The sequence below is a fragment of the Rothia sp. 11254D007BW genome (genome assembly GCF_053548195.1).
On sequence record NZ_JBPWPK010000001.1, the window covers coordinates 1,404,612 to 1,426,951 of the forward strand.

Sequence of the window (22,340 nt, forward strand, 5' to 3'; positions counted from 1 at the left end):
TCCTAGCGGCTGGCGCGTTCGGCAACCGACAGGGCCAGACCGTCGAGGATGTCTTTTTCTGAGGCGATAGCGCTGGTGACCGTTCCCCCGGTGAGAGCGCTGATGCGCTCAACGATGCGGGCCCAGACAACCGACCCTGCGGGAATGACGTCCACCCGTCCCTCGTGCATGTAGGGCAGGGCGGCGCGCTCGGCGCTGGTCATAGCGACCATATCGGCAGCGGCCCGGGAGATGTCCTTGATGGCGATCTCGGCGCGGTCGATTTTTTCGGGGTCATAGGCGTCAAGCCCCATCACGTGGGCTGCCACGGTGGTGACGGTTCCCGCCACGCCCACAACGCGGCGGGCGGCAGAAAGGTCAACGGAGGCACTTGCGGTTGCGATAGCCCGGTCGGTATCTGCAATGACGCGGGAAACCTGGGTGACGTTGGCAGGGTCGGAGCTAATATGGCGTTCGGTCATACGCACGCAGCCGATATCAACCGAGCGGGCTGCGGCCAGGCCGTCCTTGTTTCCCAGCACGAACTCGGTGGAGCCGCCCCCCAGGTCAATTACCAGAGTCATCTCCTCGGTATTGCCCACGGACGAGACAGCCCCGGCAAAGGAAAGCTCGGCCTCTTCACGGCCGGTAATGACCTCGGGTTCTACCCCAAGAATCTCGCGGATTCCGTCGATAAAGATTTGGCGGTTGCCCGCGTCCCGGGTGGCGCTGGTGGCGGCAAAGCGTACGTGCTCTACCCCGTACTCGCGCAGCAGGTCGGCGTATTCGCGGGCCGCGGCAAAGGTGCGTTCCAGGGATTCTTTGGCCAGCCAGCCGGTGGCGTCCACGCCCTTGCCCAGGCGCACAATTTTCATGCGACGCTCAAGGTCGGTGAGCACAAAACCGTGTTCGGTGGCTTCGGCCTCGGCGATGAGCAGGCGAATTGAGTTGGTTCCGCAGTCGATAGCGCCAACGCGCATGGTTACTCCCGGTGACTCGTAGGGCAGGTATAGGTGATGTATGGGGGCGGACGCCGGTGGGCGACTAGTTACGCCAGGCGGGGTCGCAGTGGCAGGTTTCGGGGGTCCACCACTCGGCAATCAGGTCGAGGGTTGCATCCCCGTAGGGGTTGATGCCGCGGCCAACAGCTAGGGTGTGGCCGAGCACAGCGTGCAGGCACTTGACGCGGGTGGGCATGCCACCGGCTGAAACGCCCTCAATTTCGGGCACTTCTTCTAGGCCGGCCTTGACACGAATGCGTTCGCGCTCTGCCAGGTAGTTCTCGTGGGCTCCCCGGTAGGCGGCAGCCTTGCTCTCGTCGTCGGTGACTTCATCGGTCATCTCGTACATGGCACCTTCTGCTTCAAGGCGGGAAGCTGCGGCGGTGATGACGGGGTGGGCCAGGTAGAAGGTGGTGGGGAAGGGCGAGCCGTTGGCCAGGCGCGGGGCGGTGGCAGCGACCAGGGGGTTGCCGCAGACGCAACGGGCCGGGATTTCTACGACATCGCGCACGGTGCGACCTAGCTGGGCTGAGAGCACTTTCAGGTCAAGCTCGGTGGGGGTGAGGGTTTCGGCGGTGACGCCGAAGCCCTGGGGCTGGTGCTCGGTGTTTGCGGGTGTGGTCATGGTGTCCTTAGAGGGTGGTGCTGGTTTTTCTAGTCTACCGGCGCTAGCGGGTGGTGGCGGTAGCGCTAGAGCTAGCTGAGGGGCTGGCGCTGGGGCTGTTTGAGGTGCCGGGGGCCGGGCTGCTGACGGAGGTGTCTTCGGCGGCCAGCTGCAGGGAGCCCCAGAGTTTGGTGGTCCAGGAGTCTTCGGGGGCGGTTTTAGCGGCCGCACTGGTGTCGTCCGCCAGCTCGCTGGTGGAGTCCACGCCTACCACCAGGTAGGGGGTCTCCCCCGGTTGTACGTAGAAGAGACGGCTGCGGGCCTGTTGCTTGACGTAGTTGTCGTCCTGCCACCAGCTGACCTGGGCGTTCAGCGAGTCCTGCTCGGCTTGCAGGGCGGCGATGCTGGCCTTGGCGTCGTTGATTTCGTTTTGCTGGCGAAGGAAGGAGGTCAGCGGGGTGTAGACCGACAGGGCGATAATCACCAGCACGATGGCGAAGGTGATGAAGTGCCCGCTGAAGGAGTGGGCGGCTACCGGGGTGCCCAGCTCCTGCGAGGGGGTTTCTGCGGTGGTCTCGGTGCGCAGGGGCTTGGCTGCCCGGGCACGGCGGGGTTTGGCCTGCTTTTCCTGAGAGGGGGCGGACGCCGGCTTCCCCAGGCCGAAGCCAAAAAAGGCTGCGATGGGGTTGGGTTTCTTACCCGGTGTGCGTGCCATAAGTGCTCTTCCTGCCCTCTCGTCCGTGATTTTCCTATTTTACCGTCTGAACTGGGCACCCGCTGAACGGTTCCTGCCTTCGCCCTTAAAGGGCAGTGCCCCGGCCAGGGGCAACCTGTCCGGGGCACGGGCGTCCTTACTCTCTTACCTTAGAGAGTGGGCAGACAAGGCATATTGTCTACCTTGTTTCTTTGTTTACGGCAGTTGGTAGACAGCATCGCAACGTGAGATGAGCCAGTCATCGTGAGTTGCTACAAGTACCGTAGCACCGGCGTCTGCTCTTTGTCTGAGTAAGTCATATATTAGTTGGCTATTATGGTGATCTAGTGAAGCTGTGGGCTCATCAGCGTAGAGAACATCAGCCCTTTTATACAAGGCCCGGGCAATGCCTAGTCGCTGTTTTTCACCTCCAGAAAGTACGGTTGCGGGTTCTAGACTACGCCCTTCCAGCCCTACCTGGGTTAGGGCCTCTTCGACAGTCTGGCGGTTACGTTTAAAATCCCGGTCTGAGAGGGTTACATTTGCGCCGACTGTTTCATCAGTCAATGTTCCGTAATCCTGGTATATGAAGGCTGCCTTCTGAGCCCAAAACTGGGCCCGTTTCTTCTCTGGCCATGGGCTTGTGTCATGGCCATCAATAGTAACTTTTCCCGATGTTGGTGTTACGAGAAGACCGAGGGTAGCTAGTAGGGTGCTTTTACCGCTGCCGCTGACTCCTGTAAGCGCCGTAATCTGCCCCGGCATAGCAGAAAGCGAAACTTCCTGAATAATTTTTCTCTCTCTTATAACTACAGTGATATTTTGTGCCTCAAGGTGGGTCATGATTGTTCCTCTCGCAGTACAGCAGATTTGAATTCACGACGGGTAACAAAGATATAGGAAGATACCAGGAGCAGTAGATAGAGCCCTAGCATAAGGATGAAGGACTGTATTCCATCTATAGCAGTTGAATAGGAACCGATGCTTATAGCAAGGACTGCTCCAAGTAGCAAAGCTCCAGCACCGTACCCTACCTGAATACGTAGAGGATTATTTACGATTTTTTGGTAACGCTTACCGGCACAACGAAGAATAAAGATACTCTCGCGTTGAGACCGGGCCCAAGTAAGTGCTCTGGTGTAAACCAAGGCTATCAGTGAAACTACAAGCAAGATTCCTGATAGTAGGTAAAAGACTAGTTCCTGCCAAAACCCTTGGGCTTTGGTAAGAGAGTTGTCATTGATGCTGTCCGCTGAGTAAACACCTTGAGCATAAAAGGGGGCCGCTTCAAATATTTGCAGAGTCTCTTCTGGATCAGCGAAGAAGACATTCCCTGTGGTCATCAGAGGCATAAGAGCCCCATTCACTTGCAAGTATTGAACAGGATTATGAACTAGCACTACTAAAGCATCAGAACTTTCGACGGTCTTTCCCCCATAGTGAAAGTTTGTTCCCAGCCCCAGAACCATGTGATCTTCGGTAGGAGTATAGAAGGAGAAAGCCTGGTTGAAGGTTGAGGGGTCCTTCAACAGAATCTCTAGTTGGGGTTTCCAGAAGTCGATGAAACTCCCCTGAAGGATATCTTGATCCAGCTCTCTTATTTCTAGCCCTGGAGTAGTTCCGGTTGCTTCCAAATACTCAGTATTAACTAGGAAGATATCATCAAATGCGTCCCCGCTCGTAGTTTCCATTCCTTCAAAAGCAGTGCTGAAAGCGAGGGATAGGTAGAGGTTACCCTGCGCCTCGAGGGTATTGAGCGTTAGCTCCAATTGGTCGGAATTTTCTGGGTTGTCGAAATAACTTGAGTTGATATTAAGAGCATAGGCATCACCAAGGAGTTCAAGCTCTTTAGCTTGTGTCAGACTTCTGTAAGCAGCTTTACTAAGCGCCAAAGTATTCGCAGTTGTGAATGTAGTCAGCGCAAGAGCAAAAGTCGCTAGAAGTACTAACAAAAGTGTTACTTTTCGATAATTTTCCCGGCGTTCCCTCACTGCTTGAAGCGTCGGTTTGCAAACCCATGAGATTCCTCCGGTAAGGAAAAAAAGAATTACAAGGTAGAAGAGCACTGCTCCTGCTATAAACGGTAACAATGTATGCAGGGTTGCAACGTTTGTCATCGCGTAAAGCCCCGCAGCTGAGAAAACCACCCCAAGTAGAGCACCTATTCCCAGCGGGGGCACTGTCGCACCTATATCTTGTCGATGGATTTGACGGTATGTCATTCCGCCTAGATACCGGATAGAACGGCCTCGCATTTTACGGGCAAAGTAGCCTGTCATAAGTAGAGCAGTGGCTAAGGTTGTTGCTATGAGAGCTGCACCAGCACCACTTTGAGCGACCAAGCTTGCGTTTCTTACAAGGGGATTCAGTTCGTTACCTATTGCAACGTCTACTCCGGCCTGAGCAAGTGTTTCTTGTATATCCCTAATTAGTTCAGGATTATTTTTGAGTACATAATCACCACTAAGAGGGATTTCTCCTAGCCTGTCATAAGTGACGAGGGTTCCTGAAACCTCTGGCGCAGCCCACTGAATTTTTCCCTCTGCAATATGCAGGTCTGAAATTTTTTGAGGATTTCCAAAGACTACGAGGTTGCGTTGCGTTTCAGTGGTTTCAGATTGCCCACTGGTTATTTTATAAATATTGGTATCGTGCTTAAGAGCTAAATCGTTGAGAGTCTTTGTGAGAGTCTGTTTATTTTCAAGCTGACCTGCTGTGTTGAGCGAAAAACTGATATTACTGCCAGCGGGGTAAGAATACTGTAAACTCTGCATGGCCTGCCAAAGCGAAAAGGCAATCAAAATTGCAGCTAGAAAACTGAGAAAAGCCATACAACGCCGTATCACTTTCACCCATCCTTTCACACTTTAACTATGGTGAGAGACTAACCCAAAATTAGCCTCTCACCACTAGCTAGGCTATCGTCAACTAACAAATCCAGTAGTAGTAGCTAGGATTAAGGTTGGGAGAATTGATCGCCCAGATTTCTGCGATCGATTTATGGAGGCTTATTCAAAAGTAGACACGCACCCCACACCCACCAACTAGACAACGGCCCCACCCGCGGCAAAAATATGAGCGTTAAATCTCTACAAATAACCTCAAGCCATACCGGACAAGACCGTTGCTACACCAGCGTACAACCGGCCTCACAGCCACGCAATTCGCCACACTACACACAGCCCTCACCCATCACCTCACCTGGTCAAAACCAGGCGGAAGACCACCAGCGCTAACCCTCACCCAAGCCCTCAAAATCACCCTGCTCTACCACCGCCACAACCTCACCGAAGAACTCCTCGCAGAACTTTTTGCTGTCTCTCAATCGACAGTCTCACGAGCTATCAACATCATCGAAAAGGCCCTGGAGAAGATTCTCACTCCGCTGACTCAGCCTTTGAAAGAAAGCCTCAAAGCACCCGGGTCCTTAGTAGTTGACGGGACTCTGATACCCACGTGGAATTGGCGTTCACTTGGTAAAACAAATTTCTCTGGAAAGCACAAACGAGCCGGATTCAACCACCAAGTCATTTGCACCTTGGATGGAAAGTTGCTGGCTATCACAGACCCGGTGCCCGGGGCCAGGCATGATGCTTACGCCTTCAAACATCATGGCTTGGAAAGATATCTTGATGAGAGCACTGTGGCTGATAAGGGCTATATCGGGTTGGGGTTGGCTACCCCGGCCAGGCGCAAGCCGGGTCAGCGGCTGAGTCGGGAGCAGAGGCGGAATAATCGGGTGCTGAATCGGCTGCGGTCGGTGGTGGAGCGGGTTATCGCTCACATCAAGACTTGGCGGATTCTTCATACGGGGTTTAGGCGGCCGTTGGGGTTGTATGGGCGGGTGTTTGCGGTGGTGCGGGGGTTGGTGTTTTTGGCTGCGGGTGGGACTTTTGAATAAGCCTCATGACCTGAGGCAGTATTAACGCTACGTGATTCACGACCTGCCCCATCCCGCACAGTTGAGCCATGGCACTTGTTCACAGTGTAGTAAGAACGAACTTTTGCATTTTGAAAGCCATACTCCCAGGTACCACCTTCATCCGGGTGCTGAGATTTCATACCCAGTGCTGTCCACAGAGGGGCTATCTCCCTACCGAAATCTTCACCTACAGCCGCTGCAACTGGGACAGGTGCTACAGAATCATTGTTTTCAGCTGACGCAGGTGCCATAGCTACAAATGTCAGTACCGCAACTACTAGTGAAGATGCAAGTCTTACAGTTCGCATGATATATTCTCCTTAGTGATAATTCACTGTGATGCATGGATTGTAGGCCCAACCACCTTCCATGCATCTTTTTCTTTACCCCTCCTAACAGGTGTATAGCCATATTACCCCCCCTGGTGACATACAATACATTTTTAGGTTTTTAACCAAATTCTACTGGCCTGAAACTGCTCAGGAACTACAAAAAAACGAAGAACCTTATCTTTAGGTGATACCACCAGGTAGTACAGCAAATACGATCAAAGCTATCAGCTTCTTAGAAGCTTATTCATTAGGGCAGGTGGAGCAGGCTCACAGCGAAGCTGCTGGCTCGGATGAAGTGAGCGGGTGCGACAGCACGCAAGAGCGAACGGAATCCGCCGCAAGGCGGGGCGTGAGGGTCAGGCTTACCGCCCATTCCGCCCGCAGATTTATTTCCTCGCGCGCTCAGAATCTGCTGGGCTCCATCCAGTGTGAGCCTGCGAAACCCCTTATGAATAAGCCTCTTAAATACGCAAAGCCCCGGCCAGGGGCAACCTGGCCGGGGCACGGGCGTCCTTACTCTCTTACCTTAGAGAGTGGGCAGACTACTTTGCGAAGCGGGGGAAAGCACCCTTGCCTGCGTAAACAGCCTGATCGCCGAGCTCTTCCTCGATGCGCAGCAGCTGGTTGTACTTAGCAACGCGCTCGGAGCGGGCGGGAGCACCGGTCTTGATCTGGCCGGCGTTGGTGGCAACAGCCAGGTCAGCGATGGTAACGTCCTCGGTCTCACCGGAACGGTGGGAAACCATGCAGCGGTACTCGTTGCGCTGAGCCATACTCATAGCGTCGAAAGTCTCGGTCAGTGAACCAATCTGGTTTACCTTCACGAGCAGGGCGTTAGCAGCGCCACCCTCGATGCCCTGAGCCAGACGCTCGGGGTTGGTCACGAAGAGGTCGTCGCCAACAATCTGAACCTTGTCGCCGATTTCGGCGGTGAGGGTCTTGTAGCCGTCCCAGTCGTTCTCGTCCAGGGGGTCCTCGATGGAAACGAGGGGGTACTTAGCAACCAGGTCAGCGTAGTAGGCAGACATTTCAGCTGCGGACTTCTTCTGGCCTTCGAAGTCGTAGGCACCGTCGTTGTAGAACTCAGAAGAAGCGACGTCGAGAGCCAGGGCGATTTCTTCACCGGGCTTGTAGCCGGCCTTCTCGATAGCCTCGATGATCAGGTCAAGAGCTGCAGCGTTGGAGTCGAGGTTGGGAGCGAAGCCACCCTCGTCGCCCAGACCGGTGGACAGGCCACGGTCGTGCAGAACGCTCTTGAGAGCGTGGTACACCTCAACGCCAGCCTGCAGGGCAGCGGAGAAGGTGTCGAAGCCGATGGGGGCGATCATGAATTCCTGGATGTCAACGTTGGAGTCAGCGTGTGAGCCACCGTTGAGGATGTTCATCATGGGAACGGGCAGGACGTGAGCGTTGGGGCCGCCCAGGTACTTGTAGAGGGGCAGGTCTGAGGACTCAGCTGCAGCCTTAGCAACGGCCATGGAAACGCCGAGGATAGCGTTTGCGCCGAGCTTGCCCTTGTTGTTGGTGCCGTCCAGGGCAATCATGGCTGCGTCAACAGCGCGCTGGTCGGTTGCGTCGATGCCGATAACCTCTTCAGCGATTTCTTCAATCACTGCAGAGACAGCGCCGAGAACGCCCTTGCCCAGGTAAACAGCCTTGTCGCCGTCGCGGCGCTCTACGGCTTCCCACTCACCGGTGGATGCGCCTGAGGGAACTGCCGCACGGCCAAAAGCGCCGTCTTCGAGCAGAACCTCTACCTCAACGGTGGGGTTGCCGCGTGAGTCAAGAATCTGACGAGCGTGAACTGCGGTAATCAAAGCCATGAAAATGCTCCTTGAAGGATGAGAAATGAAAATGGCTATATAGCGCTACAGCCGGTTGCTGATCGGGCATTTTAGCCCGTGCGCGTTTATGCCCCCAGTCTACCAAAAAACCCACATAAGCACACAGGAATTCAACATTTCCAACGGTTTTCTTCAGCACTTCTGAGGTTTTGTGGGATTCTGACCAACGGGTCACAACTACCTTATGGCGGTGCTGGTGGGGTATCAGTCGTGTATTAGCCCTTGCACATACGTCCGCAGGGCCCGTTCCGCATCAAGCCCGGCAACGCGGGCAGAAACTACCAGCTCATAGAGGTAGGCGCCCAGCTCCTGCTCACTGGCGAAGGCAGGGAGCTGCTCACCGGCGTCCGCACCGGTGAGATTAAGCCCGGCAGCCTCTGCTTTTTCATCGACCTTGGCGGCTAGAGCGAGCGCGGGCAGGGCCGGTGGGAGCCCGTCGAAGGGGCCGGTGCGTTCGGGTTTTTCAGCTTTTTTGAGCCTGTCCCAGGCCTCGTAGATCTCGGTGGCGCTGAGCTTTTCACCTTCTGAGGTCTGGGGACCAAAGACATGGGGGTTGCGGTGTACCAGTTTGGCAGCGAGCCCGTCGATGACGTCCTGCACGGTGAAGCCGCCCTGCTCGGTAGGGGTTTCAGCGGCCATAGTGGCGTGGAAGATGACGTTGAGCAGCACGTCCCCCAGCTCTTCGCGTAGCAGGGGCAGGTTGACCCCGCCGGGAGCTTCAACGGCTTCGGCGACCTCGTAGGTTTCTTCGATGAGGTAGTGCATGATGGACGCGTGGGTTTGGGTGGACGTCCAAGCACAGCCGCCGGGGCCGCGGAGGGTCTGCATGAGCTCCATCAGGTGTTCAAAGCTGGCTCCGAGATTCCCGGGTTCAGCGCCAGACTCGGGCTGTTCTTCTATCGGCTGCTTCATTCGCCGCGCTGCTCTTCCTGGTTGTCCCCTGCCTGGCCCTGCTCTTGGAGGGCTAACTGCCCGTAGGCGTTCTGGACGCTGGTCAGCAGAGCCTGTTTTTCGTCGAAGGAGCAGAAGGCCCCGTTGATAGCGTTGTAGGTAACCTCGAAGAATTCGGGCAGGCCAAAGCCCTGGTGCTGGGCAAGCTCGGCAAATTCGCGGGTCATGCTGGTGGCGCTCATCAGGCGGTTATCGGGGTTGATGGTCACAGCGAACCCTGCTTGCAGGAGCAGGGCTGCCGGGTGCTCGTCGTGGCTGAGCGCCGGTTCAAAGTCTTTCTTTCGCCCCACGTTGCTGGCCTTTTCAGCGGCATCGGTTTGCAGGTTGGAGCAGGGGCAGGTTTCGAGCACGATACGGCGGTTTTTGACTGCTTCGGCGACCTCCCCCAGTTGCAGGATGGTCTGGGCCGGGTCAGCCCCGGGCATGAGGGAGCCATCGGGGTCGATCTCTGCCAGGGTGCGGGTGGTAATGTCTTCGGTGATACGGACGCCGTGGCCCAGACGCAGGGCACGGCCGGTGACCAGGGCCTCGCGGATAGAGGCCAGGCCGAAGGCTTCACCGGCGTGCAGGGTGACGGGCAGGAAATGCTCGGCGGCAAGGTTCAGGGCTTCTGCATGGGATGAGGTAGGGTGGCCGTCCTCAGGCCCGGCCAGGTCGAAGCCCACCACACCCAGGGCCCGGTAGGTCAGGGCAGTTTTGACGACCTCTAGGGACTTGTTCTGGTGACGCATGGCGCACAGAATCTGGTTGACCAGTATGCGTCCGCCTGCCTGAGCCACCTGTTCCATGCCGTCCATGAGCCCGTCGGCTACCGCTTCAACAGCCTGGGCCATGGTGAGCCCGCCGCGCTGGTGCAGCTCGGGGGCCCAGCGCACCTCACCGTAGATGACGCCGTCGGCGGCCAAGGTCAGCACGTGCTCGTGGGCAACTCGTCGCAGGTTTTCTTCGGTCTGCATGACGGCCACCGTGTGCTCAAAGGTTTCGAGGTAGCGGGCCAGGGAGCGGGAGTCCGCTGCCTGCTTGAACCACTCCCCCAGTTCCTGCGGGTCGGTTGTGGGCAGGGTGTGGCCTACCCGGTCGGCTAGCTCGATGAGGGTCTCGGGAAGCAGTCCACCGTCGAGGTGGTCGTGCAGGCAGACTTTGGGGAGTTTCTGGAGCCAGGTCAGGGTGGGCGCGGGTGCAGTCATGTGGAGAAGGTTCTTTCAGTAGTGGCCCGCCCCGAAAAGGCCGGGGCTCTTTCGGGGCGGGTGCATCAGGTGAGGGGTGAGTGGGCCTAGAAGGTCCAGGAGGCTAGGGCCTCGCTCATGTGGGCCGGGATGTTCTCGCCGGTGCGGGGGAACATGCGCAGCTCTTCAACGTACTGCTGGGCGGGCAGGTGCTCGGGGTAGCGCACGAAGGCTTCTTCATCGGCATAGTCGAAGGAGGCCTCAACCGGGGTGCCGGGGGTAAAGCGGATGTTAATGGCCAGGGGTGAGCCATGGCCTTCCTTGTAGGAGTCGGCCTTGAGCTGCAGAATCGCCAGAGTCTCTTCGGGAATCAGGTCGAAGGTGCGTACCTGCTCCCAGAAGCCGTTGCGGCGCACATGGGTCAGGGCGTCGTAGTAGGAGCCCAGGGTACGCACGCGGATGAGCACGGTGGACACATCGCGGGCGGTACCGTCTGCCCCGAACAGGGCCTCGTAGGCCGGAGCAAAGCGGGAGACAACCTCGGCTTCGGTCAGCACCAGGTTACCGCTGGCCTTCTCGGTGGCAGAGGGCTTGGGCTGGCTGTGCTCGGCGTAGGAGGGGGCGATATCGACGCTGGTGCCGGTCATGGGGGCGTCCAGGGTCGGGGCGGACGCGGGCAGGCTGCGGGCCTGGGCCGGGGCAGCGGACGCCTGGGGCTGATCGTCGGCTTCGAATTCGCTGTCGTCCAGGTGGGTGGGCAGCTGGTGGGCGTCATTCTCGTCGGCTGCGGTAGTTCCTTCTGCCGGGGCGGCGTCTTCGACGGGCGCTGCTTCTTCTGCCGGAGTTGCAGAGCGGACGCTCGCAGTCGCCGGGTAGTTCTCAGCGGCAGCAGCGGTTACGGCACCCTGCTGGTAAGCGGCATCTACTTCGGGAGTCTCCTCAGCGGCAGCTTCTTCCGCAGCAGCTTCTTCAGCGCTACCTGCTTCTGCCACGGGGGTCTCTTCCTGTGCAGGCTCTACAGCCGCTTCTTCAGCGGTATCGGAGGCTTCCTCAGCGGGGCTTTCTGCCGTCTCCGCTTCGCTCTGATCAGCCTTCTCCTGGGCGGTCTTCTCCTGCGCCGCCTTCTCCTGGGCCAGACGGGCCGAGATACGGCTCATGCGGTCCTCAGCCTGGGCTGCGGTTTCCCCCTGCCCTGCGGCGACCGGGGCGGGGGCGGCGTCCTTACCCTGCTCAGCCTCAGCAACCTGCTGGACCTCACCGGCCTGCTCAGCCTCACCAGCATGCTGAGCCTGGGCAGCGCCCATATCCAGGGCATAGTTGAGGTTGTGGGTCTTGCTGGTGGCGGTGTTCATGAAAGAAGCGTGCACAGCCGCATCGCTGCCAATGGCGGGGTTGACCACAATCAGGGCGCGGTTCCAGGCACCGCGCTCGCTCTTCTCTTCCTCAACATAGAGGTCAGCCACAGCCTGGAACCACTCGCTACCGGGAGTGACCAGACCAGACTCAACTTCCTGGCCACGCTGGTAGAGGGTGTACTTCATGTCGTTGGCGTTCTGGGTCAGGTTCAGGGTCACTTGGCCTTCTGCCTTGGCACGCATGAGCTTCACGACGGCCTTGAGGCCCTCACCTGCGCCCAGCCCGGTGGGGGCAAACTGGCCACTGGCAGGAGCGGCTGTTTCAGCAGTCTGAGTAGCAGCGGCCTGCTCGGCATCCAGGCTGGTTGCCAGGACGTCCCGCTGAGTGGAGCTCTCTACAGGGGCAGGTTCCTGAGTTTTTTTGCGGCTAAATAGGCCCACGGTTCTTCTCTTTTCTTGCAGGGGCGAAGGTAGGTTTACGCGTTGATTCTATCCAGGATCAGGTCGGTGGGGGTGTAATCGCCTCCGATAGTCCAGGCGTCCTTGAGGGATTCCAGGGCTCGTTCAAAGCGTTCGGGGGTGTCGGTCATCAGAGTCATCAGGGGCTGGCCTGCGGTGACGGTGTCGCCGGGCTTGGCGTGCAGGTTGATACCCGCTGCCAGCTGCACGGCGTCTTCCTTGCGGGCTCGGCCTGCGCCCAGGCGCCAGGACGCCACACCCACGGCCAGGGCGTCCAGGCGGGTTAGGGTGCCGCTTTCGTCGGCATAGACGGTGTGGGTTTCGCGGGCCTGGGGCAGGGCTGCATCGGGATCGCCGCCCTGGGCGGAAATCATTTCGCGCCACTTGTCCATGGCGCGGCCGTCCGCAAGAGCCTCGGCGGGGTCGGCATCGATGCCGGAGTTTTTGAGCATAACGCGGGCCAGTTCGACGGTCAGTTCGACAATATCGGCGGGCCCACCACCGGCGAGCACCTCAACGGATTCTGCCACCTCGTTGGCGTTGCCAACGGCCAGGCCCAGGGGGGTGTCCATGTTGGTGAGTAGGGCACTGGTTCTAACGCCGGCGCCCTGGCCCAGCTCAACCATGACCTCTGCCAGCTCGCGGGCGCGCGCGGCGTCCTTCATAAAGGCACCGGAGCCGACCTTGACGTCGAGCACCAGGGAGTCGGTACCTTCGGCGATTTTCTTGCTCATGATGGACGATGCAATGAGCGGGATTGCCTCGACGGTGGAGGTGGTGTCGCGCAGAGCGTAGAGCTTCTTATCGGCGGGGGCCAGGCCGGTGCCTGCGGCTGAGATAACAGCACCGACGGTACCGAGAATGTCGAGGGTCTTTTCGTTGGAAATGTTGGCCTGCCAGCCGGGGATAGCTTCGAGCTTGTCGAGGGTACCGCCGGTATGGCCCAGGCCGCGGCCTGAGAGCTGGGGTACTGCTACGTTGTAGACGGCGACCAGCGGGGCCAGAGGCAGGGTGATTTTATCGCCCACACCACCGGTGGAGTGCTTATCTGCGGTGGCAAGTTTTTTGCCGGGACCAATGATGGATGAGAAGTCCATGCGCTCGCCGGAGCGAATCATAGCGTCGGTCCAGCGGGCAATCTCTTCGCGGTTCATGCCGTTGAGGAAGATGGCCATGGCCAGGGCGCTCATCTGCTCGTCGGCTACAACGCCGCGGGTGTAGGCGTCGATGACCCAGTCGATCTGGTCGTTGGTGAGGGTTCCCTGGTCGCGTTTGGTGCGGATAATGTCTACGGCGTCGAAAGCTTCGGTGCTCAAGCGCTCACCTTCCCGGCAGGGTGCAGCTTCGCTCCCCTGCCCTGTTGTGTCGTGTTGTTCGGGCGTCTCTTCCAGTATGCCAGTTTGCGCCGGGGCTTGGCCTGAGCAAAGCGGTCAGTGAACGGGAAAGATAAGGACGTTAGGGGGCAGCTAGGCGGTCGGGGCCGAAGGCGTCGGGCAGCATCTGCTCGATGGTGAGCACTCCGCTGGTGGAGCGCAGGAGCATGCCGGGGGCGCTGTGTTCGTAAAGTAGCTGGCGGCAGCGGCCGCAGGGCATCAGGGCGTTGCCGTCCTTATCGACACAGGCGAAAGCTGCGAGCTTGCCGCCGCCGGTGCGGAAGAGCTCGGAAATCAGGGAGCATTCGGCGCAGAGAGTAATCCCGTAGGAGGCGTTTTCAATGTTAGCGCCGGTAATCAGACGCCCGTCGGTGGTCAGGGCTGCGGCCCCCACCGCGAAGTTGGAGTAGGGCGAGTAGGAGTTCGCCAGGGCTGCGGTGGCGGCAGCGGTGAGCTGGTCCCAGTCAATGGTGTGTGGAGTCATTGGTATCTTTCCTCGTATATGTTGTGCAAGGACGGGGTGGAGGTGGACGCCCCAGCAGCCGAAATTTAAGAACGTTAAGACAGCAGTGGCCGCTACCCTACATGAAGGTAGCGGCCACCTGGCTTAGGGGAGAAGGAGCTCAAGCGCCGGTAGGGTATGCCGCCTGCCGGCGCGTGGATCGGGCCTGGCGATGAATTTCGACGAGCGCCCCGCGCGAGGAGAAAGAATGGTTGCGCGGCGGCGGCATACCCGGATGGCGCTACTTATCTCCCTGCATCCGTCCGGACCTATTCCTTGACGTAGGGGGTACCGACGGCAGCCGGGCCGCGTGAGCGCCCGACCAGACCGGCTACCGCGAAGATGGTGACCAGGTAGGGCAGCATGGCGAGCAGTTCGGTGGGCACGCTGGTGCCCAGGATGGAGAGGACGAACTGCAGGTTGAGGGAGAAGCCGAAGAGGAGGGCGGCGGAGAGGGCTCCGATGGGGGTCCAGCGGCCGAAGATGAGGGCGGCGAGGGCGATGTAACCCTGGCCTGCGGTCATATCGGAGTTGAAGGAGGATACGGAGACCAGGGTGAAGAAGGCGCCGCCCATACCGGCTACGGCACCGGCCAGCAGCACGTTGGTGGCGCGGAGGCGGTTGACGTTGACGCCCAGGGTGTCAGCGGCCTTGGGGTGTTCGCCGACGGCGCGGGTGCGTAGGCCCCAGCGGGTCTTGTTGAGGGCGAACCAGATGACGGCTACCACGATGTACATAAGGTAGACCAGTACGTTCTGGTTGAAGAGGACGGGGCCCAGAACAGGGATCTCGGAGAGACCGGGAATGGCAAAGGCCGGCAGCTTGGGAGCTGAGTTGAGGGTGGACGCGTTGGGTTCAAGGACGCGACTGAAGAGGAAGCCGGTGAGACCTGAGACCAGGACGTTGACCACGACACCCACAATGACCTGGTCGACTAGGTACTTGATAGAGAAGAGGGCCAGCAAGGCTGAGACCAGCATGCCGCCAATCATGGCTGCAAGGAGGCCTGCCCAGGCGTTCTTCGTGATGGAACCTACCAGGACGGCTGAGAAGGCGCCCAGCAGGAGCTGGCCTTCGATGGCGATGTTGACGATGCCGGAGCGCTCGCAGAGCAGGCCGCCCATGGAACCGAAGATCATGGGGATGGAGAGCAGCACGGCGCCGTTGAGCAGGGAGACCAGGGAGAGTTCTGGCTTAGCGGTAGAGCCGATGGCCCAAATGAGTAGGCCGGAGGCAAAGGCGAACCAGAAGAGGGGGGCTACCCAGCGGCCCAGGGTCTTGCCGGCGTTGGTGGCAACCAGCGCGTAGCCTGCAAGGGCCAGCATGACGATGGAAGCTACCCAGCCATAGACCTGGGGGTTGATGTTCAGGGGTTCGGCGGAGAACCAGCTGACGCCGTCGCTGATGCTCATGCTGATGGTGCTCTTGGGGGCGCGCAGGGCGATGAGCAGGGTGCCGATGACGGCGAGTACCCCGTAGATGATGGGGTTCTTCCAGTTTTTGACGACCAGCTTTTCTTCTGAAGTGCTGGCGGTGGTTTCGGGAGTTGCGGTGACGCTCATGGTTATGCCTCCACGGCCTTCTTCTTAGCTGACTTCTTTTTCTTGGGCTTGCCGGTGGGGTCGGGCAGGCGGAACATGGCGCGAACCAGCGGGGGTGCGGCGATGAAGAGGACGATGAGGGCCTGGAGCACGAGGACGATGTCGATGGAGGTGCCGGTGGCGACCTGCATGGAGACGCCGCCTGCGCGGAAGGCGCCGAAGAGGAGGGCGGCGAAGAAGGTACCCCAGGGGGTGGAGCGTCCGAGCAGTGCTACGGTGATGGCGTCGAAGCCTAGGGTACCTGCGATGCCGGTGGTGAGCACCTTTTCGGTACCTGCGACCTGGGCGGTGCCGCCGAGGCCTGCGAGGGCGCCGGAGATCGCCATGACGATGATGTAGCCGGAGGCAACCGAGATACCTGCGGTGCGGGCGGCGTTGGGGTTAGCGCCAACTGCACGCAGGCGGAAGCCGATGGTGGACCGGTTCAGGAGCCAGCTGATGAAGAGGACGGCCAGGATGGCGAGGATGAAGCCCAGGTGGAGGCGGAAGGAGGGGCCCAGAATCTGGGGGAAGACTGCGTTTTCGGGCAGCTTTTCGGAGATGGGGTTGGAGCTGCCTTCGCGCTGGAGCAGGGGGGTCTTGAGCAGGTAGACCAGCAGGTTAGCCGCGATGTAGTTCATCATGATAGACAGGATGACTTCGTGGGCACCGGTCTTAGCCTTGAGGACACCGATGATACCGCCCCAGATTGCACCGCCTAGGATGCCGCCGAGGACTACCAGGGGGAGGGCGATAATGGCGGGAAGGCCGGCGTTGAGAGCAACCCAGCCGGAGACGATAGCACCGAGAATAATCTGGCCCTGGGCACCGATGTTGAAGAGACCTGCTCGGAAGGAGAGGGCTACGGCCAGGCCCGCAAAGATGAGCGGGGTGGCTACGGTGAGGGTTTCGGTGATGGGGCGAATCTGCTGAACAAAGCTCTTACCGTTGGGGTTGTAGATAGCGCCTTGTAGCAGGGCCAGGTAGGACTCGTAGGCAGCAGTCCAGCCCGCGCTGATGGTGTCCATGGGGCGGGCGAAGAAGTAGGAGGCCGCTTTCTGGGTGGCGGGGTCGGTTGCTGCAATCAGCAGGCCACCGACGATGAAGGCTGCCAGGGCTGCGCCGATGGAGAGGCCGACGTTGCCGCCTGCGATGCGGGCGAAGGTTGAGGGCTTCTCGGTTGCCACCAGCTGGGAGGGGACGTCCTGGGGCGGGGTTTTAACTGCCGTATCGGCAGCGAGGGCAGGGTCTACCTGCGGGGTTGCGGGCTTATGCTCGCTCATTCTCTTCTCCTTCTGCCCAGGGGGTCTCGGGGGTGGTGGCCATGTGCTTGGCGTGGGAAGCGCTGGGGGCTTCTTCTTCGTGTTCTGCAGCTGCTGCGAGGGCTTCTTCGTAGGTGGCTCCTGCCATCATCTGGCCAAGCACAGAGCGGGGTGTGCTGGGCGGGACAATGCCCATGAGCTCGCCGTGGAAGAAGACGGCGATGCGGTCGGCTAGACCGTAAACCTCGTCGAGTTCGGTGGAGACGATGATGACGGGCACGCCCTTGTCGCGTTCTTCGACGATGCGCTTGTGGATGAACTCGATGGAGCCGACGTCGACGCCGCGGGTGGGCTGGGAGGCGACAAAGAGTTCTAGCGGGCGGGAGAGTTCGCGGGCAACAACGATTTTCTGCTGGTTACCGCCGGAAAGGGTGGAAGCTGCGTGTTCCTTGGAGCCCATGCGGATGTCGAACTCAGCACCTGCCCGGTCGGCGTTTTCAGAAATCTTGGCACGGTTGAGGGTGCCTGCCGATGAGAAATCTTTGGTGTCGAAAAGGTCGAGGATCAGGTTCTCTGAAATAGAGAAGGAGCCGACGAGGCCGTCCTTGCTACGGTCTTCGGGCACGAAGCCGACGCCGGTGCGCAGGACCTGCTTGGTGGTCATACCCAGCAGCTCGGTGCCGTTGAGCTTCATGGAGCCGGTGGCCTTGGGGTGCAGACCGATGATGGATTCTGCCAATTCGGTCTGGCCGTTGCCCTGCACACCGGCAACGGCGAGAATTTCGCCGCCGTGCACGGTGAAGGTGACGTCCTTGAGCAGGGGCACGCCGTTCTCTGCAACCAGGGTGAGGTTTTCGACGGCGAAGGTCTGGTCGTTGGTCTGGGCCTCAGACTTATCGACGGTCAGCTGCACGGCCTTACCGACCATGAGGGAGGCCAGTTCGGTGGTCGACATGGAGGGGTCAGCGTGGCCCACGACCTTGCCGCGGCGGATGACGGTGATGTCGTCCGAAATTTCGCGGACTTCGCGGAGCTTGTGAGAAATGAAGAGCAGGGACTTGCCGTCCTTGCGGAGCTGGTCCATGATGCCCAGCAGCTGGTCGGTTTCTGCCGGGGTGAGCACGGCGGTGGGCTCATCAAGAATCAGAATCTCTGCGTCGCGCACCAGGGCCTTGATAATTTCAACGCGCTGCTGCACGCCAACGGGCAGGTCTTCAACGATGGCGTCGGGGTCAACCGCAAAACCGTAGCGGTCTGAGATCTCACGAATCTTACGGCGGGTGGTCTCAAGATCAAGGGTGCCGCCCTTGAGGGATTCGGAGCCCAGGGCCACGTTCTCGGCAACGGTGAAGACGGGGACCAGCATAAAGTGCTGGTGCACCATGCCGATACCTGCTGCCATGGCGTCTGAGGGGCCTGAGAACTCAACCGGCTGGTCGTCGATGAACAGCTGGCCTTCGGTGGGCTGGTAAAGACCGAAGATGACGTTCATGAGGGTGGACTTACCCGCGCCGTTTTCACCCAGCAAGCAGTGTACTGTGCCGGGGCGGACCACAAGGTCGATGCTGTCGTTCGCGGTAAAGTCACCGAAGCGTTTAGTGACCTTGCGCAGTTCGAGTTTCATGGGGTGGCTTTCTGTGTGAGAACCGGACGCACACTACGGCCTGGTGCAGGCTGCAGAGTGAAGGAGTGTTTGTGCCTAGTTTAGCGGTTTAGGCCCCTACCCTAAAGGCTGTCTGCAAGAGCGGGACCGCTGGCCAGACAAACGGCTCACACCTCTCGTTGCTGAGGGTGTGAGCCGTTGTGAGTAGCCCGAGGCTAACCTGCCTGATTAGGCGGTGGGGGTACCTGCGGTTTCGACCTTGATGGTACCTGAGATGATGTCTTCCTTGATCTTGTCGAGCTCATCCTTGGTCTCGTCTGAGACTGCTGATTCGAAGCTGTGGAAGGGGGCCAGGCCAACGCCGTCGTTCTCCAGGGTGCCAATGTAGGCGTCGGAGGTGAAGTTACCGTCCATGTCTGACTTGATGGTTTCGGTGATAGCGGCGTCCATCTTCTTCATGATGGAGGTCAGGATGATGTCCTGGAATTCGGGGTTGGTTTCAACGCCATCGGAGTCAACCCAGATGACAGAGGCGGGGTTCTCGGGGCTGGTGGCGTTGTATTCCTTGATAGCTTCGAGGGTGCCGGAACCTACGGGGCCAGCTACGGGCAGGATGATGTCTGCGCCCTGGTCCAGGAAGTTCTGGGTGTTGGTCTTGCCCTTGGTGGCGTCTTCGAAGTCACCGGTGAAGGTGCCTGACTGGCTCTCGGTGTTCCAGCCGAGTACCTCAACGTTGGCACCCTTCTGCTCGTTGTAGTAGGCAACGCCCTGAGCAAAGCCGTCCATGAAGATGGTAACGGTGGGGAATTCCATACCGCCGTAGGTGGCAACCTTACCGGTCTTGGTCTGGGCAGCGGCCAGGTAACCTGCCTGGAAGGCAGCCTGAGCGGTGTCGAAGACGATGGGGCGCACGTTGTCGAGCTCGATGGAGTTATCGTCAACGATGGTGAAGTGCATGTCGGGGTTAGCTTCTGCTACTTCCTTGGTAGCATCTGCCAGGCCGAAGCCCACGGTGATGGTCAGGTTGCAGCCTGACTGAACCATCTGGTCGAGGTTGGGGCCGTACTCGGTTTCGGTGGTGGATTCAGCTTCCTTGTACTCGATGCCGTATTCGTCAACAGCATCCTTCAGGCCCTTGTAGGAGTTCTGGTTGAAGGACTTGTCCTGGAAGCCACCGAAGTCAGAAACGATGCAGCCCAGGTAGTCGCTGCTCTCGCCGGAGGCTGAGGATGATTCTTCGGGGGCAGCGCCACATGCTGACAGCAGCAGGGCTGAGATACCCAGGATGGAACCGGTGGATGCAACGTGCTTACGTGAGAAAGCCATGAAGGTCCTTTTCGTACGGCCCTGAAAGCGGGCGGCGCATAGTCTACGCCAACTGTGTGTGAGTGGTGCTTTCAGAGAAAATTTGCGTAACACAACACATCTTAGTGTGATTCAGCTTCCCATTCACCCCCTATTTACTTCAAAAAGCGTGAACCGCGCAACAGGCTCCTGCTGTTTAATCACACAGAATATGTATTTGAGCTAATCACAGAGGGCAGGAGGCCACCCCCGGGAGCGGGAGCGGGCGTCCTGCCCTCGCAAAAAAATTTTCTGAAAAAAGTTACCAGCCGGTAACTTCCCGGAGGTTAGCTGCGAGGCAGCTCCGAGCGGATAGCCCGCAGCGCGGTCGCGGCCATAACCTGCACCCCGTACTCAATCGCGCGTTCGTCCGGAACGTAATCCCCCCGGTGCAGGTCGTAGGTCACCCCGCCGGGCACGCGGGTGCCCAGACGAATCAGGGCACCGGGAACCTCCTGGAGCATCCAGGCGAAGTCTTCCCCACCCATGGACTGCTCCACCAGCACCACGGAGTCCTCCCCCAGCTCCGCACGGGAGGCCGCCTCAATCATGGCTACCTCATCTTCGGTATTGACGGACGGCGGAACCCCCCGGTAGTGCTCAAGCTCAACCTCTACGTTGTAGGGGGCAGCGATCTGATCGACCACCTCATCGAGCATGGCACCGGCCTGCTTCCAGACGTCCGCATCCAGACAGCGCATGGTACCCGCCAAAAAAGCGGTGGACGGAATAGCATTGGGAGCTACCCCCGCCTCAATCTGCCCCCAGGCAACCAGCACGCCGGAGCGGACGTCCGTCTTGCGCGAGAGCACAGCAGGCACGTTGATCGCGATTTGGGAGAGGGCGTAAATAACGTCCTCGGTCAGGTGCGGGCGGGAGGTGTGGCCGCCGCGGCCCTTGAGAGTGATTTTGATGGTGTCGGAGGCGCTAGTAATGGCACCGATGCGGGTGCCGATTTTGCCCACGTCAACCTTGGGTTCGCAGTGCAGGGCGAAGGCCCGGGGCACGCCCTCGAGGATGCCCTGGGCAATAACGTCCACGGCCCCGCCGGGCAGCTGCTCCTCAGCCGGCTGGAAGATAATACGCACTGTGCCGCCCAGGGGAAGCTCCTGGTGAAGGCGGTGCAGGGCAATAGCAACCCCCAGCATGACGGTCTGGTGAATATCGTGACCGCAGGCGTGCATGACACCATCGACCTGCGAGGCGTAGGGCAGGTCGGTTTCCTCCTGGATCGGCAGGGCATCGATATCGGCGCGCAGGGCAGCGGCCATCGGGCCAGACCCCACGTCCACATAGCAGCCGGTACCCTTCAAATGCTTGGGCGCCAGCCCAGCCTCGGTGAGGGTACGGAAAATACGCTCGGTCGTCTTGTTCTCAAGGTACGACAGCTCAGGGTTCTGATGCACCTCGCGGCGAAATGCTATGAGTTCTGGCACCAGGGTGCGCAGACGCTGGGCAAACAAGGGTGAGCTCAGATCCAAGGAGCTTGCAGCAAAAGAATAGGACGACATGTATATAGAGTAGCCCCTCATACAAAAAGTCGCGCTCCACAGGGGATGTGGAGCGCGACTTTCTACCGACCTTTAGAGGGAGCGGGCCAGGATAGCCTGCTTGACCTCGGCAATCGCCTTGGTAATTTCAATACCGCGGGGGCAAGCCTCGGTGCAGTTGAAGGTGGTGCGGCAGCGCCAGACGCCTTCCTTGTCGTTGAGAATCTCAAGACGCATGTCACCGGCGTCATCGCGAGAGTCGAAGATGAAGCGGTGGGCGTTGACGATAGCTGCGGGGCCGAAGTACTGGCCGTCGGTCCAGAAGACGGGGCAGGACGAGGTACACGCGGCGCAGAGGATGCATTTGGTGGTGTCGTCAAAGCGGGCGCGGTCCTCCTGGGACTGGTAGCGCTCGCGCTCCGGCTCGTGGGTGTCGTTGACCAGGAAGGGCATAATCTCACGGTAGGCCTGGAAGAAGGGTTCCATGTCTACGATGAGGTCCTTCTCGCAGGGCAGACCCTTGATGGGCTCAACGGTGATGGGCTTGGACAGGTCAAGATCCTTGAGCAGGGTCTTGCAGGCCAGGCGGTTACGGCCGTTGATGCGCATAGCGTCGGAGCCACAGATACCGTGAGCACAGGAGCGGCGGAAGGACAGCGAGCCGTCGATCTCCCACTTGATCTTGTGCAGGGCATCGAGCACACGGTCGGTGCCGTACATGGTCAGCTTGAATTCGTCCCAGTGGGCTTCTGCTGACTCTTCGGGGTTGTAGCGGCGAACCTGCACAGTCACGTCGAAGGTGGGAATAGCGCCCGCTTCGCCTGACTCAGACTTCAGCTCAACCTTGGATTCGGGTTCACGTGCTTCAAAATCAGCCAT

General features: G+C 59.4%; 19 protein-coding genes. 1 reads left to right on the forward strand and 18 read right to left on the reverse strand.

Features of this window, described 5'->3' with window-relative positions; genetic code table 11:
- Window positions 1–2 precede the first annotated feature (2 nt).
- From ACEE43_RS06310 to ACEE43_RS06330, 5 genes are all read right to left on the reverse strand, one after another.
- Window positions 3–959, reverse strand: a complete 957-nt coding sequence (locus ACEE43_RS06310; protein WP_449108253.1) for a Ppx/GppA phosphatase family protein — start codon at window positions 957–959, stop codon at window positions 3–5.
- A gap of 64 nt (window positions 960–1,023) precedes the next feature.
- Window positions 1,024–1,605, reverse strand: a complete 582-nt coding sequence (locus ACEE43_RS06315; protein ID WP_449108254.1) for a DUF501 domain-containing protein — start codon at window positions 1,603–1,605, stop codon at window positions 1,024–1,026.
- Window positions 1,606–1,648: 43 nt separating this feature from the next.
- On the reverse strand, window positions 1,649–2,299 hold the full coding sequence (locus ACEE43_RS06320; protein ID WP_449108255.1) for an FtsB family cell division protein: 651 nt from the start codon (window positions 2,297–2,299) through the stop codon (window positions 1,649–1,651).
- A 195-nt stretch (window positions 2,300–2,494) separates the two neighbouring features.
- A complete protein-coding gene (locus tag ACEE43_RS06325) occupies window positions 2,495–3,121 on the reverse strand; it encodes an ABC transporter ATP-binding protein (RefSeq protein ID WP_237205934.1) in 627 nt (208 codons plus the stop codon).
- Complete coding sequence (locus ACEE43_RS06330; RefSeq protein ID WP_449108256.1) at window positions 3,118–5,109, reverse strand: hypothetical protein; 1,992 nt, start codon at window positions 5,107–5,109, stop codon at window positions 3,118–3,120. The genes ACEE43_RS06325 and ACEE43_RS06330 overlap by 4 nt, the downstream gene beginning before the upstream one ends.
- Before the next feature lie 293 nt (window positions 5,110–5,402).
- Between ACEE43_RS06330 and ACEE43_RS06335 the strand changes: the two genes are divergently transcribed.
- The gene (locus ACEE43_RS06335; RefSeq protein ID WP_449122295.1) at window positions 5,403–6,179 is read left to right on the forward strand and encodes a transposase family protein; all 777 of its coding nucleotides are present in this window, start codon (window positions 5,403–5,405) and stop codon (window positions 6,177–6,179) included.
- On the opposite strand, the gene ACEE43_RS06340 is transcribed toward ACEE43_RS06335, so the two are convergent.
- The 13 genes from ACEE43_RS06340 to ACEE43_RS06400 all read right to left on the reverse strand — a co-directional run bounded on the left by ACEE43_RS06340 (window position 6,083) and on the right by ACEE43_RS06400 (window position 22,340).
- Window positions 6,083–6,508, reverse strand: coding sequence for a lactococcin 972 family bacteriocin (locus ACEE43_RS06340; RefSeq protein WP_449122306.1), 426 nt, complete (start codon window positions 6,506–6,508; stop codon window positions 6,083–6,085). The genes ACEE43_RS06335 and ACEE43_RS06340 overlap by 97 nt on opposite strands.
- A gap of 566 nt (window positions 6,509–7,074) precedes the next feature.
- On the reverse strand, window positions 7,075–8,355 hold the full coding sequence (gene eno / locus ACEE43_RS06345; RefSeq protein WP_135013140.1) for a phosphopyruvate hydratase: 1,281 nt from the start codon (window positions 8,353–8,355) through the stop codon (window positions 7,075–7,077).
- A gap of 225 nt (window positions 8,356–8,580) precedes the next feature.
- Window positions 8,581–9,288 carry a MazG nucleotide pyrophosphohydrolase domain-containing protein gene (locus ACEE43_RS06350; RefSeq protein WP_449108079.1) on the reverse strand — a complete coding sequence of 236 codons (708 nt, stop codon included), beginning with the start codon at window positions 9,286–9,288 and terminating at the stop codon, window positions 8,581–8,583.
- Window positions 9,285–10,514 carry an adenosine deaminase gene (locus ACEE43_RS06355; RefSeq protein WP_449108078.1) on the reverse strand — a complete coding sequence of 410 codons (1,230 nt, stop codon included), beginning with the start codon at window positions 10,512–10,514 and terminating at the stop codon, window positions 9,285–9,287. Before ACEE43_RS06355 ends, ACEE43_RS06350 begins: the two co-directional genes overlap by 4 nt.
- Window positions 10,515–10,600: 86 nt before the next feature.
- Window positions 10,601–12,289, reverse strand: a complete 1,689-nt coding sequence (locus ACEE43_RS06360) for a hypothetical protein (protein ID WP_449108077.1) — start codon at window positions 12,287–12,289, stop codon at window positions 10,601–10,603.
- Window positions 12,290–12,324: 35 nt separating this feature from the next.
- On the reverse strand, window positions 12,325–13,623 hold the full coding sequence (locus ACEE43_RS06365) for a thymidine phosphorylase (RefSeq protein WP_449108076.1): 1,299 nt from the start codon (window positions 13,621–13,623) through the stop codon (window positions 12,325–12,327).
- Window positions 13,624–13,762: 139 nt separating this feature from the next.
- Window positions 13,763–14,164 (reverse strand): cytidine deaminase, encoded by a 402-nt coding sequence (locus ACEE43_RS06370; protein ID WP_449108075.1) that lies wholly within the window; start codon window positions 14,162–14,164, stop codon window positions 13,763–13,765.
- 287 nt (window positions 14,165–14,451) lie between these two features.
- Window positions 14,452–15,744, reverse strand: coding sequence for an ABC transporter permease (locus tag ACEE43_RS06375; RefSeq protein ID WP_449108074.1), 1,293 nt, complete (start codon window positions 15,742–15,744; stop codon window positions 14,452–14,454).
- Window positions 15,745–15,746: 2 nt separating this feature from the next.
- A complete protein-coding gene (locus ACEE43_RS06380; protein WP_449108073.1) occupies window positions 15,747–17,045 on the reverse strand; it encodes an ABC transporter permease in 1,299 nt (432 codons plus the stop codon).
- Entirely contained in the window at window positions 17,032–18,648 is a 1,617-nt protein-coding gene (locus tag ACEE43_RS06385; RefSeq protein WP_449108072.1) for an ABC transporter ATP-binding protein, read from the reverse strand. The genes ACEE43_RS06380 and ACEE43_RS06385 overlap by 14 nt, the downstream gene beginning before the upstream one ends.
- A 207-nt stretch (window positions 18,649–18,855) precedes the next feature.
- A complete protein-coding gene (locus tag ACEE43_RS06390; RefSeq protein WP_449108071.1) occupies window positions 18,856–19,953 on the reverse strand; it encodes a BMP family lipoprotein in 1,098 nt (365 codons plus the stop codon).
- A 305-nt stretch (window positions 19,954–20,258) separates the two neighbouring features.
- A complete protein-coding gene (locus ACEE43_RS06395; protein WP_449108070.1) occupies window positions 20,259–21,482 on the reverse strand; it encodes an amidohydrolase in 1,224 nt (407 codons plus the stop codon).
- A gap of 72 nt (window positions 21,483–21,554) precedes the next feature.
- A complete protein-coding gene (locus ACEE43_RS06400; protein ID WP_135011168.1) occupies window positions 21,555–22,340 on the reverse strand; it encodes a succinate dehydrogenase iron-sulfur subunit in 786 nt (261 codons plus the stop codon).